Here is a 12,654-nt window from a genome sequence, read left to right as displayed (position 1 = left end):
TTACGGCCTGCCGTGCAGCCGCTGTTCATTCGCAAAAGTTCTTATATGCATAGGGTGGTCAACGTCCACGGCTTTTCAAAGACGAAAATCGTCAGCCGGACACCTATAAGGGGCCTTCATCCACAGGCGCTTTGCCCGGATTTCTTGCCGGGAATCAGGCTTTCCGGTAGTCAAGGGCCATGGGAAAAAATCTGACACCTCCGCCCGGTGACGATGGCGGCGACAATATACTGCCGATTGACCTGAAGGCGGCGCTCGAGGAGCGTTATCTCGCCTATGCGCTGTCGACCATCATGCACCGTGCGCTGCCGGATGTGCGCGACGGATTGAAGCCCGTGCACCGGCGCATCATCCATGCGATGAGCGAGATGGGCATTCGCCCCAACTCGGCGTTCAAGAAGTGCGCCCGTATCGTCGGTGACGTCATCGGTAAGTTCCACCCGCATGGTGACCAGTCGGTCTATGATGCGCTGGTGCGTCTCGCGCAGGATTTTTCGCAGCGTTATCCGATCGTCGACGGGCAGGGGAACTTTGGTAATATCGACGGCGACAGCGCGGCCGCCTATCGATACACCGAAGCCCGCATGACCGAGGTCGCGGCCCTCCTTCTGGAAGGCGTCGACCAGGATGCGGTGGATTTTCGCGCCACCTATAACGAGGAAGACGAGGAGCCGACGGTTCTGCCGGGCGCGTTCCCGAATCTGCTCGCCAACGGCGCATCGGGCATCGCGGTCGGTATGGCCACCTCCATACCCCCGCATAATGCCCATGAACTCTGCGACGCAGCGCTTCACCTCATCCGCCATCCGGATGCGACGATCGAAAAGCTCGTCGATTTCATTCCCGGCCCCGATCTGCCGACCGGCGGCATCATTATCGACAACCGGGAATCGATCATCGAGGCCTATCGCACCGGCCGCGGCGGGTTTCGCGTGCGTGCCAAGTGGGAGACGGAAGATCTCGGGCGCGGCGGTTACCAGATCGTCATCACCGAAATTCCCTATCAGGTGCAGAAGTCGCGGCTGATCGAAAAGATCGCCGAACTGCTGATTGCCCGCAAGCTGCCGCTTCTCGAAGACGTGCGCGACGAATCGGCGGAAGACATCCGTGTCGTGCTGGTGCCGAAGAGCCGCACGGTGGACGCGACGCTTCTGATGGAATCGCTGTTTCGCCTCACGGAACTGGAAAACCGCATCCCGCTCAACATGAACGTGCTCTCCATGGGGCGCGTGCCAAAGGTGATGGCGTTGAACGAGGTGCTGCTGGAATGGCTGGCGCACCGCAAGGACGTTTTGATCCGTCGCTCGCGTTTCCGTCTTGCGGCCATCGACCGGCGTCTGGAAATTCTCGGCGGCCTGCTGATTGCCTATCTCAACCTCGATGAGGTGATCCGCATCATCCGCGAGGAGGATGAGCCCAAGCAGGTGATGATTGCCAAATGGCAGCTGACCGACGTGCAGGCCGAATCCATCCTCAACATGCGCCTGCGCAATCTGCGCAAGCTCGAAGAGTTTGAGATCCGCAAGGAATTCGATGAGTTGACGGCGGAAAAAGCCGATATCGAATCGCTGCTCGCCTCTGACGAGAAGCAGTGGAAGGTGGTTGAGCACGAGATTCAGGACGTGCGCAAGAAATTCGCCAAGGGCCGCGGCAAGCCGTTTGCGCGCCTGACGCAATTTGCCGATGCCCCGGAAGCCGATCTCGATGCCATCCAGCAATCGATGATCGAAAAGGAACCGGTCACCATCGTCATCTCGCAGAAGGGCTGGATCCGCGCGCTGAAAGGTCATATCGCCGACACCTCGACGCTGACCTTCAAGGAAGGCGATGCGATGCGGCTGGCTTTCCCGGCGCAGACCACCGACAAGCTTCTGCTGCTCACCACCGGCGGCAAGGCCTATACGCTGGGTGCCGACAAGCTGCCCGGCGGGCGCGGCCATGGCGAACCGATCCGCATCATGGTCGATATGGAAAACGATCAGGATGTGCTGACCGCCTTTGTGCATGATCCGCAGCGCAAGCTGATCCTGTCCTCCACCGCCGGCAACGGTTTTGTGGTGGCCGAAACCGAGCTGGTCGCCAATACCCGCAAGGGCAAGCAGGTGATGAATGTGGCGATGCCCGACGAGGCAAAGCTCGTGATCCCCGTCGCCGGCGATCACGTGGCCGTCGTTGGCGAAAACCGCAAGCTTCTGGTCTTCCCGCTGTCGCAGCTGCCGGAAATGACGCGCGGCAAGGGCGTTCGTCTGCAACGCTACAAGGACGGCGGCATTTCCGATGTGAAGTGTTTTGCGCTCTCCGACGGTCTTACCTGGGAAGATACGGCCGGACGGGTGTTTACCCGCAACAAGGACGAACTGCTGGAATGGCTGGGCGATCGCGCCACCGTCGGCCGCGCCGTGCCGAAGGGCTTTCCCCGCAGCGGCAAGTTCAGCGGCTGAGGTCTTGCCCGCTCGGCCCCGTCAGGCGCCGAGCGGCACAATATGATCGCGCAGAAAGCGCGTGGCGCCGTCCTCATCGATCTCGCCGGCTGCGACGGCAAGGACGAAGCAATAGAGGGCGGCATCCGTTGTTTCGATCATGAAGCCGTTTTCCATGAGGAAGATGCCGGCTGTCACGATCGCAATCCGCTTGTTGCCATCGATAAAAGCATGGTTTTTGGCCAGCCCGTACAGATAGGCGGCCGCAAGCTCTGCAATGTCATCGCAGCCATAGGCCTGAGGGTTGACCGGTCTCGTTAGCGCAGATTCCAGCGCGCCTGCATCCCGGAGGCCAATGGCTCCGCCAAACCGTTTGACCTGCCGCTCCTGAAGCCGGATGACGAGCGGCATCGACAGAAAAATGAAATCACTCATTCGGCAAGCTTTTTCAGGGCAACCTTGTACTTGTCCATGAAGCTTTCGGCATGCGCGAGCTGGCGCTGGAAATCTTCATCCATGGGATGAAGCGTGATCCGTCCATTCTCCTCGCGCAGTTCCAGGCTGTCGCCGGCGCGCACGCCGACGCGGTCCAGAACTTCCTTCGGGATGATGATGCCTTCGGAATTGCCGATCTTGCGCACGATGATGTTCATCGCAACCTCCATGTTATAACGTGATTATAACATGCGACCACTCTGTCCGCAATCAGCGCAGGAAGGGGTTTTCCATCTGATCTTCTTCCGGCCGATATCGCTCCCAGCCGCGCGGCGTCAGGTGTTCCTGCGGCTGGTAGCGGGTCTTGTAGTTCATCTTGGACGAACCCTTCACCCAATAACCGAGATAGACATGCGGCAGGCCAAGCGTCTGGGTGCGCTTGATGTGGTCGAGGATCATGTAGGTGCCGAGCGAGCGCTTCTCCAGCTTGGTGTTGAAGAAGGAATAAACCATCGACAGGCCATCGGTCATCATGTCGGTCAGTGCCACGCCCACCAGTTCGCCTTTCGGCTTGTCGCCAATGCCGGCACCGGGCACGCGGACGCGGTATTCGATCAGGCGTGTGTTGACGTGGGTATCTTCCACCATGATGGCATAATCGAGCGCCGACATGTCCGACATGCCGCCGCGCTGGTGGCGGTCGTCGAGATAGCGGCGAAACAGCGAGAACTGCTCGGTGGAGGGCTGCGGTGGCATCATGGTGGCGACAAGGTCGCTGTTGGTGGCAATCAGCTTGCGCATCGTGCGGCCGGGCTCGAACTCGCCGGCCAGGATCCGAACCGAAACACAGGCGCGGCAGCCCTCGCAGGCGGGACGATAGGCAATGTTCTGCGAGCGACGAAAACCGCCTTGCGTCAGGAGGTCGTTCATCTCGGCGGCGCGCTGGCCGACCAGATGGGTGAAAACCTTCCGCTCCATTTCGCCTGCAAGGTAAGGGCATGCAGCCGGAGCCGTCAGGTAAAACTGCGGAGATGGCGTCGCCTGGGTGTTCATCCGCGCAAATTCACCTTCGCTGCAAGAAGTAAGGCTGGGGGCCATGCGCGGCAATCACTGCTTTGCGTTGCCGGTCACCCTGATAGCATGGCGCAACTTCTCAAAACGTCAACCGGGCAGGTGGCGCTATCGCGCAGATGTCAGGTCGTGCGCACCACAACCGTGCCCAGCAACAGATCATGCACAAGACGCGAGCGGTCGATGAACAGGCCGGCCAGCAGGATGAGCGGCGTCAGCACCGAGTTGAGGATCCAGAACAGCACCATGTGAACGACCGCCGTCAGAAAATCCATCCGCCGGCCGTCGAGGCGCACGATGGCAATGCCCATCATGCGCATGCCGGGGCTTGCCTGGGCAGCGCCGCCGAGCGAAAGCCCGAAATACAGAAGCGCCACGATGACGAAAAGGATCGGGTAGAGGAAAAAGCCCAGCCCCAGCGTGATGATACCGAGGAAGAACACCACGACGGCGGCGGGAATGCACAACAGCAGCACCATCAAATAGTCGATGATGAAGGCAAAGACCCGGCGCGAAAGCACACCGCTATAGGCGCGCCAGTCTTCCGGTGCTGCAACAGTGGGTGTGTTGTCGAACGACATTTTGGGTTCTCCTTTGTGTTCCCAAAACAATATGGGAAATCCCGGCCCTCTTCACAATGGCCCACCGTCTGCGGCGCCGGCTTTTTGAAACGGTGCCGCCGGGGCTCGGTCTCACAGTCTGTTCAAGAATTCTCTTTGGCGCGGCGAAAATGGTGATTTCGAGAACCGGAGCGGAGCGTACATTTGGTACGTGAGCACCGGAAGCGCAGATATCGCCATTTGCAGCCCGTCATAGGGAATTATGGGACAGACTGTCAGGCGCCCTTCAGCTTGCGGGCGGCTTCTACGGCGAAATAAGACAGGATACCGTCACAGCCGGCGCGCTTGAAGCAGAGCAGCGTCTCCATCATGATCCGCTCGCCGTCGATCCAGCCGTTCATCGCCGCCGCCTTGATCTGGGTATATTCGCCAGACACCTGATAGGCGAAGGTCGGCAGGCCAAAGGCTTCCTTCATGCGCCAACAGATGTCGAGATAGGCGATGCCGGGTTTCACCATCAGCATGTCGGCGCCTTCCTCCACGTCGAGCGCGGCGTCGCGCAGCGCTTCCGTGCCGTTGGCCGGGCTGATGTAATAGCTGTTCTTGTCGCCCTTCAGCAGGCCACCGGTGCTGATCGCCTCGCGATAGGGGCCATAGAAACCGGACGAGAATTTCGTCGCATAGGACATGATGCCGACATCCTGATGGCCGGCCGCATCAAGCGCGCGGCGAATGGCGCCGATGCGCCCGTCCATCATTTCAGACGGCGCGATGATATCGGCACCGGCATCGGCCTGCATCACGGCGGCACGCGCTACCTGATCGACCGTCTCGTCATTGACGATGACGCCGTCGCGCAAGATGCCGTCATGGCCGTGGCTGGTAAACGGATCGAGCGCCACGTCGGTGATGAGGCCGATATTCGGCACCGCCTTTTTAACCGCACGGGTAAACTGGTTGATCAGGTTGTCGCGATCAAGGATCTGCGAGCCGGTGGCGTCGCGCTTGTCCATCTCCACGTCGGGGAAGGGGGCAATGGCGGGAATGCCAAGATCGGCGGCTTCCCGGATCGCCTCGACAGCCTTGTCAACGCTCATGCGGTTGACGCCGGGCATGGCGCGGATGGGATCGACAATGTTTTCGCCGGGTACGATGAAGATCGGCCAGATCAGGTCATCGACCGAAAGCCGGTTCTCCTGCGTCATCCGGCGCGTCCAGTCAGCCTTGCGGTTGCGGCGCATGCGGCGGTGGCCGGTGATTTCGTCCACGAGATGGGTCTTGTCGGTCATGGCGGGGTCTCGCTTTCTGCATCTGGATTTTTGCCGTGGCTTAACACGGCGCGGAAAAATTTGCGAAGGGTCAGGCTGCCGCAGGCGATGCATGCGGCGGCGTCTCTGGCGGGGGGCGTCGAACCGGGTTATCCTTACCGGCATGGAACCTGATTCACTTGCCCAGCCGAAACTCAGCCTGACCGAAATCCTGTTCGTGATCTTCCTGCGGTTGATTGCGGGCGTGTGCCTGTGGTTCGGCCTGCAATACTGGGCCATGCTCGTCGGGTATTCCTTTGATGGACGTGCGCGCTTTGATCTTTTGAACCTGCCCTGGCGGTCGGCGGCCTCGGTTCTTGCGGTGGTCTTTCCGGTGGCAGCGCTTGGGCTCTGGCTTGCCGTCTCCTGGGGGCCGGTGCTGTGGGTTATCGCCGCCGGCTGCCAGTTGCTCATGTACCAGGTCTGGCCGGAGGTTTTTGGCCATAACATTCTGGTGCCGCTGATGCATGGGCTGGTGGCGGCACTCTATCTCGTCTTCCGGCTGGCCATCTTCCTCGATGAGCGCCGCAAGATGGAAGAAAGGGTAAGGGTTGATTTACCCTGATTCCCACGCTTTTTAGCGGATATTCGACGCAATTTGCCAATCTAAGTCATTGAAATCGCTGAAGCCGATCTCTGGAATCGACAGGCTTGAACTGGCCGTCCAGCACAGGGTTTATCCTGTTAAGCCACCGTTAGCCCTATGTTTTAAGTCGAATTTTATGGGCTCCGGGTAGTGTCACTCACAAGGCGGGAGACAACAAACACACCGCCAAACAAACAGTGAGGCAGACATGTTGAACACCAAGATCAAGCCGCAGGCTGCAACGGTAGCCGACGCTCAGGACGAAACCATCCGCGGCCTTTACATGGAATCGCTCCACCTCGTGGAACGTCTTCACCGCCGCCTTCTCGATGTCGTCAAGGACGAGTTCGACCGTCAGGGTCGCGACGACGTCAATGCCGTGCAAGCCCTCCTGCTGTTCAACATCGGAAATTCCGAGCTGACCGCCGGTGAACTGCGCTCCCGTGGATACTACCTTGGTTCTAACGTTTCGTATAACGTCAAGAAACTGGTCGATCTCGGCTTCATCAACCACCAGCGTTCGCGCATCGACCGCCGCTCGGTCCGCATCAGCCTGACCAAGACCGGCCAGGATATCGCCGAAGTGGTTGCCAAGCTTTACGAGCGCCATATCGGTTCCATCGAAAAGGTCGGTGGCATCGGCGAGGGCGAGTTTGCCCAGATGAACAAGCTGCTCCAGCGCCTCGACCGCTTCTGGAACGACCAGATCATGTATCGCCTCTAAACCTTTCGACAGCTCAAGGCTCTGATCCACCGGACCTTGCGGCTTTCCCCTGACAGGCACCCCTCCAGTCGCCTTCAAAACCGGATGCGCTCCCGCGCGTCCGGTTTTTCCGTTTCTGCTGGCTTTATTTTGCCGCGTCTGCAACTGAAGCGTAAAAGTCACGTTGATACACGCTGCTGTGAGCGCATGGCTGCTGACAAGAATTGGCCATATTGCTATGGGACCGCAAAGCCTAAATATGGTGGGAAAATCCGGCTCTCAAAGCTTTTGTCGAAGGCCTGGCCGGGCCGCCGGGTGCGTGTGGATGAAAAGAGGTCCGCGACGCTTTATTAACCATATCCTTGTAGTCACTTTGGCCTGAAGTGATGACGGATAACGTGGATCGAATGATGTCGAAAAAGAGCGAATCCGAATTTTTGTCCCGCCGCGCCGTTCTGCGCTCGGCGGTGTCGCTGGGGGCGGTGTCTCTGGCCGCACCGGTGCTGGCCCAGAGTGCCCTGCAGGATATCATTTCCGCGCCGCAGCGCGGCACCTGGGACGATCAGTTCGACGCCAATGCCTCCTCCCGTTCGGCCGTCAACGTGATGTCCAACAATCCGGTGCTGGGGCAGGGCTCACCTGCCTATATCCAGCAGGCCATTCTCGAATACCAGAATATCGTCGCCAATGGTGGCTGGCCGCAGGTCACGCCGGGCCAGGCCGGCATGCGCATCGGCAATGCCGATCCGGTCGTACAGCAGCTTCGCCAGCGCCTGATGGTGGTGGGTGACCTGCCGCAGTCAGCCGGCATGTCGACCTCCTTCGACAGCTATGTCGACAGCGCCGTCAAGCGTTTCCAGGCCCGCCACGGCCTGCCGACGGATGGTGTTCTCGGCGAATACACGCTGAAGGCGCTTAATATTCCGGCTGAAACCCGCCTTGGCCAGCTGCAGACCAATCTGGTGCGCCTCCAGTCGATGTCTGGCGATCTGGGTCTGCGCCATGTGATGGTGAACATTCCTGCCGCCTCCATCGAAGCCGTGGAAAACGAGCGCGTGGTGCTGCGCAACACCGCCGTCGTCGGTCGTATCGACCGCCCAACGCACATCATCAATTCGAAGATCTACGAGGTTATCCTCAACCCGTACTGGACGGCACCCCGCTCGATCATCGAGAAGGACATCGTGCCCTTGATGCGCAAGGACCCGACCTACCTCACGCGCAACAATATTCGCCTGTTCGACGGCAAGGGCACGGAAGTGCCGCCGGAAGCGGTGGACTGGAATGCGCCGAAGGCCCCGAACCTGATGTTCCGTCAGGATCCGGGCAAGAACAACGCCATGGCGTCCACCAAGATCAACTTCCACAACCCGAACAACGAATACATGCACGACACGCCCCAGCAGGGCCTGTTCAACAAGCTGATGCGGTTTGAATCGTCCGGCTGTGTGCGTGTGCAGAACGTGCGCGACCTCATCACCTGGCTCTTGCGCGACACCGCGCCGTGGACCCGTCAGGAGATCGAGCGCGTGATTGCGCTTCGCCAGAACAACCCGATCAAGCTGGCGCAGGAAGTGCCTGTCTATTTCGTCTACATCACCGCCTGGTCGGCAAAGGACGGTGTCGTGCAGTTCCGCGACGACATCTACCAGCGCGATGGCGCAACCGAACTTGCGCTTCAGACCAAGACGGGCATCGAACAGCCGGCCGGTTCCATCGACGACGATCTGCTGCCGCAATAAAATTGTGCAGGCTTTAGCCCGCAGCCCCTCTCTTGCGGCGGCCTCTTTGCAGAGAGGCCGCCGTTTTTCGTTGCGGCCCGCCTGCTTTTGGCGGAAAAGCGACGGCGGCCTGGGCATAGTGTCGCAATCGGGCGGAAAACTGGCTTTGACAGAGCCCGACACTGCGGATTGATCTGCAAATATCGCGCTGCGTATTGCCCTTATGAAGGCGTGCCGCTAAGACGCCATCGCATCAGTTTCTTCCAGGAGCCCCGACATGTCGCATAGAGATGCATTCTTCTCCCGTTCGCTCGCCGATACAGATCCGGATATCTTTGGCGCGATCGAGAAGGAACTGGGTCGCCAGCGTCACGAAATCGAATTGATCGCTTCGGAAAACATCGTCTCGCGCGCCGTTCTGGAAGCGCAGGGCTCGATCATGACGAACAAATATGCCGAAGGTTACCCGGGCAAGCGTTATTACGGCGGCTGCCAGTTCGTCGATATCGCCGAAGAATTGGCCATCGAGCGCGCCAAGCAGCTGTTCGGCGTCGGCTTTGCCAATGTGCAGCCCAATTCCGGTTCCCAGATGAACCAGGCCGTGTTTCTGGCGCTCCTGCAGCCGGGCGACACCTTCATGGGCCTCGATCTGAACTCGGGTGGTCACCTCACGCATGGTTCGCCGGTCAACATGTCCGGCAAGTGGTTCAACGTCGTGTCCTACGGGGTGCGCGAGGAAGACCACCAGCTCGACATGGACGAAGTCGCCCGCAAGGCGGAAGAACATAAGCCCAAGCTGATCATCGCCGGTGGCACTGCCTATTCCCGTATCTGGGACTGGCAGCGGTTCCGCGAGATCGCCGATTCCGTCGGCGCCTACCTGATGGTCGATATGGCGCATATCGCAGGCCTGGTGGCCGGTGGCGTGCATCCGTCGCCGTTCCCGCATTGCCATGTGGCCACCACCACCACGCACAAGTCGCTGCGCGGCCCGCGTGGCGGCATGATCCTCACCAATGACGAGGCGCTGGCAAAGAAGTTCAATTCGGCCGTGTTCCCCGGCCTGCAGGGCGGCCCGCTGATGCATGTGATTGCCGCCAAGGCCGTCGCCTTCGGTGAAGCTTTGCAGCCGGAATTCAAGGAATACGCCGCCCAGGTGGTGAAGAATGCCAAGGTTTTGGCCGATACGCTCATCAGCCACAATCTCGATATCGTCTCCGGCGGCACCGACAACCACCTGATGCTGGTCGATCTTCGCAAGAAGAACGCCACCGGCAAGCGCGCGGAAGCAGCGCTTGGCCGCGCCTTCGTCACCTGCAACAAGAACGGCATTCCGTTCGATCCTGAAAAGCCCTTCGTCACGTCTGGCATCCGTCTCGGTTCGCCGGCGGGCACGACGCGCGGCTTCAAGGAAGCCGAATTCGCCGAGATCGGCAATCTGATCGTCGAAGTGCTCGATGGCCTCAAGGTTGCCAATTCCGACGAAGGCAATGCCGCCGTGGAAGCCTCGGTGCGCGACAAGGTCGTGACGCTCACCGATCGTTTCCCGATGTACCCTTACATGTAAGAGGCCTATACCGGTATGCGCTGCCCCTATTGCGGTTCCGAAGACACGCAGGTCAAGGATTCGCGTCCGGCCGAGGATTTCACCTCCATCCGCCGGCGGCGCATCTGCCCGGATTGCGGCGGTCGATTCACCACGTTTGAGCGCGTGCAGCTGCGCGAACTCATGGTGATGAAGAAGACCGGCCGCAAGGTGCCGTTCGATCGCAACAAGCTGGTGCGATCGTTCCAGATCGCTCTGCGCAAGCGGCCGGTTGATAACGACCGCATCGAGCGGGCCGTCTCCGGCATCGTGCGCCGGCTGGAAAGTTCGGGCGAAAGCGAAATTTCGTCCGAACAGATCGGCCTTCAGGTTCTGGAAGCCTTGAAGAGCCTCGATGACGTCGCCTTCGTGCGATATGCCTCGGTCTACCGCGATTTCTCCCATGCGGAAGATTTCGAAAAGGTGATTGCCGAGATCAGCGCCCGCATCGGCCGCGATTCCATCGTGGAATCCTGAGCCGTGGGCGGGGCAGCCGATATGTGCCTGCCTGATGGCGAGGGTCTTGAAGACGGTTTTTCCGAAGACCAGCGTTTCATGGCCGCCGCCATCAGCCTGTCGCGGCACCATACCGGCCAGACCGGCACCAACCCCTCCGTCGGCTGCCTGATCGTCAAGGACGGCGTCATTCTCGCCTCCGCCGTCACCGCCCGCGGCGGGCGCCCGCATGCGGAAACGCAGGCACTTGATATCGCCGGTGACGCTGCGCGCGGGGCCACAGCCTATGTGACGCTAGAACCTTGTTCCCACTATGGCCGCACGCCGCCCTGCGCCAATGCGCTGGTCGCCGCCGGCATCGCCCGCGTTGTTGTCTGCCTTCCCGATCCCGATCCGCGTGTCTCCGGCCGCGGCCTTGCGATCCTTCGCGAGGCGGGCATCGCGGTGGAAACCGGCGTGCTGCAGGCTGAAGGCCGCCGGGCGCTGGCCGCCTACCTGATGCGCCAGACCAAGGGCCGTGCCTATGTGACGCTGAAACTTGCCGTTTCCAAAGACGGCATGATCGGCCGCAAGGGGGCAGGGCAGGTGGCGATCACCGGGCCTTTGTCGCGGGCGCAGGTGCATACGCTGCGCGCCGAAATGGACGCCATCCTCGTTGGCATTGGCACTACCATCGCCGATGATCCGGAACTGACAGTGCGCCTTCCGGGGCTGGAAGATCGTTCACCCGTTCGCATCGTGCTCGACCGGCACCTGCGCCTGCCGCTGACCTCGAAGCTGGTGAAGACCGCGCGCGATGTGCCGGTGATCGTAGCCATGCTGCGCACACCCCCCTCTGCCGAGGCGGAAGATGCCATCGCGGACCTTTCCACCCGCCGCCAGCATTTGACGCAAGCCGGCGTAGAAATCCTCGAGATCGACGATCTCGCAGCACTCCTCACGACACTTGCCGCCCGCGGCATTTCCTCCGTGCTGGTGGAGGGGGGCGCCACGGTTGCCAGTTCCTTCCTCGATGCCGGGCTGGTGGATCGCATTCTCCTGTTCGAAGGTCCGGGCGAGATCGGTGACGACGGCATTGAATCGCCGCTTACCCGCACCGATATCCCCAGAGATTACACGCCCGTCCGCCGGCTTCGCTTCGGCGATGACTGCTGCTCCGATTACGAGAGGGAATTTCAATGTTTACAGGTATCGTGACCGATGTCGGCACCGTGGCTGACCTTAAGCCGCTCGATGAGGGCATCCGCCTGCGCGTCAACACCGCTTATGATCCGAAAACCATCGATATCGGCGCTTCCATCTCGCATTCCGGCGTCTGCCTCACCGTGACGAAACTGCCCGACGAGGGCAGCAATGAGCGCTGGTTCGAGGTGGAAGCCTGGGAGGAGGCGCTGCGGCTGACCACGATCTCGTCCTGGACGACCGGCCGCCGCATCAATCTGGAACGGGCGCTGAAAATCGGCGACGAACTCGGCGGTCATATCGTCTCTGGCCATGTCGATGGCAAGGCGGAAGTGCTGTCGATCACCCATGAAGGCGAAGCCGTGCGTATTCGTCTTCGCGCGCCCGAAGCGCTTGCCCGCTTCGTCGCGCCAAAAGGCTCTGTTGCGCTCGATGGTACGTCGCTCACCGTCAACGCCGTCGATGGCACTGATTTCGACGTCCTGCTCATCCGCCACACGCTTGAGGTCACCACCTGGGGCGACCTCAAAGCCGGCGACTTCGTCAATTTTGAAGTGGACACGATGGCGCGTTATGCTGCCCGTCTTGCGGAGTTTCCCGCAACACGCTGACAGTCTGTCCCATAATT

The 12,654-nt window shown here is 60.5% G+C and carries 13 protein-coding genes; 8 read left to right on the top strand and 5 right to left on the bottom strand.

All coding sequences use genetic code 11. The features are described 5' to 3' along the window. The first annotated feature begins 179 nt into the window (after positions 1-179). A complete protein-coding gene (gene parC / locus AC4CWF_RS11915) occupies positions 180-2,441 on the top strand; it encodes a DNA topoisomerase IV subunit A (protein WP_491281869.1) in 2,262 nt (753 codons plus the stop codon). Between the two features lie 21 nt (positions 2,442-2,462). Here parC and AC4CWF_RS11910 read toward each other — a convergent pair whose 3' ends face one another. The 5 genes from AC4CWF_RS11910 to hemB form a co-directional block, all read right to left on the bottom strand. Next, a complete protein-coding gene (locus AC4CWF_RS11910) occupies positions 2,463-2,855 on the bottom strand; it encodes a type II toxin-antitoxin system death-on-curing family toxin (protein WP_491281868.1) in 393 nt (130 codons plus the stop codon). Then, positions 2,852-3,073, bottom strand: a complete 222-nt coding sequence (locus AC4CWF_RS11905; RefSeq protein ID WP_491281867.1) for an AbrB/MazE/SpoVT family DNA-binding domain-containing protein — start codon at positions 3,071-3,073, stop codon at positions 2,852-2,854. The genes AC4CWF_RS11910 and AC4CWF_RS11905 overlap by 4 nt, the downstream gene beginning before the upstream one ends. Before the next feature lie 52 nt (positions 3,074-3,125). Further along, on the bottom strand, positions 3,126-3,908 hold the full coding sequence (locus tag AC4CWF_RS11900) for an arginyltransferase (RefSeq protein ID WP_491281866.1): 783 nt from the start codon (positions 3,906-3,908) through the stop codon (positions 3,126-3,128). Positions 3,909-4,048: 140 nt separating this feature from the next. Continuing rightward, the gene (locus AC4CWF_RS11895; protein WP_491281865.1) at positions 4,049-4,507 is read right to left on the bottom strand and encodes an RDD family protein; all 459 of its coding nucleotides are present in this window, start codon (positions 4,505-4,507) and stop codon (positions 4,049-4,051) included. A 254-nt stretch (positions 4,508-4,761) separates the two neighbouring features. Beyond that, positions 4,762-5,775 carry a porphobilinogen synthase gene (gene hemB, locus AC4CWF_RS11890; RefSeq protein ID WP_491281864.1) on the bottom strand — a complete coding sequence of 338 codons (1,014 nt, stop codon included), beginning with the start codon at positions 5,773-5,775 and terminating at the stop codon, positions 4,762-4,764. 142 nt (positions 5,776-5,917) lie between these two features. On the opposite strand from hemB, the gene AC4CWF_RS11885 reads away from it, so the two are divergent. The 7 genes from AC4CWF_RS11885 (at position 5,918) to AC4CWF_RS11855 (ending at position 12,637) form a co-directional block, all read left to right on the top strand. After that, entirely contained in the window at positions 5,918-6,358 is a 441-nt protein-coding gene (locus tag AC4CWF_RS11885; protein ID WP_491281863.1) for a DUF6163 family protein, read from the top strand. A gap of 232 nt (positions 6,359-6,590) precedes the next feature. After that, on the top strand, positions 6,591-7,103 hold the full coding sequence (gene ldtR / locus AC4CWF_RS11880) for a transcriptional regulator LdtR (RefSeq protein ID WP_491285374.1): 513 nt from the start codon (positions 6,591-6,593) through the stop codon (positions 7,101-7,103). A gap of 389 nt (positions 7,104-7,492) precedes the next feature. Then, positions 7,493-8,824 (top strand): L,D-transpeptidase family protein, encoded by a 1,332-nt coding sequence (locus AC4CWF_RS11875; protein ID WP_491285372.1) that lies wholly within the window; start codon positions 7,493-7,495, stop codon positions 8,822-8,824. Between the two features lie 256 nt (positions 8,825-9,080). Beyond that, positions 9,081-10,370, top strand: a complete 1,290-nt coding sequence (gene glyA, locus AC4CWF_RS11870) for a serine hydroxymethyltransferase (protein ID WP_491281862.1) — start codon at positions 9,081-9,083, stop codon at positions 10,368-10,370. 15 nt (positions 10,371-10,385) lie between these two features. Further along, positions 10,386-10,865 (top strand): transcriptional regulator NrdR, encoded by a 480-nt coding sequence (gene nrdR / locus AC4CWF_RS11865; RefSeq protein WP_491281861.1) that lies wholly within the window; start codon positions 10,386-10,388, stop codon positions 10,863-10,865. 21 nt (positions 10,866-10,886) lie between these two features. Continuing rightward, the gene (ribD, locus tag AC4CWF_RS11860) at positions 10,887-12,041 is read left to right on the top strand and encodes a bifunctional diaminohydroxyphosphoribosylaminopyrimidine deaminase/5-amino-6-(5-phosphoribosylamino)uracil reductase RibD (RefSeq protein ID WP_491285370.1); all 1,155 of its coding nucleotides are present in this window, start codon (positions 10,887-10,889) and stop codon (positions 12,039-12,041) included. Next, positions 12,023-12,637, top strand: a complete 615-nt coding sequence (locus AC4CWF_RS11855; protein WP_491281860.1) for a riboflavin synthase — start codon at positions 12,023-12,025, stop codon at positions 12,635-12,637. The genes ribD and AC4CWF_RS11855 overlap by 19 nt, the downstream gene beginning before the upstream one ends. The last annotated feature ends 17 nt before the right edge of the window (positions 12,638-12,654 follow it).

The sequence above is a fragment of the Neorhizobium sp. PAMB6630 genome (assembly GCF_058242775.1).
Note: the sequence above shows the minus strand (reverse complement) of the source record. Positions and strands in the feature narration are given on the sequence as shown.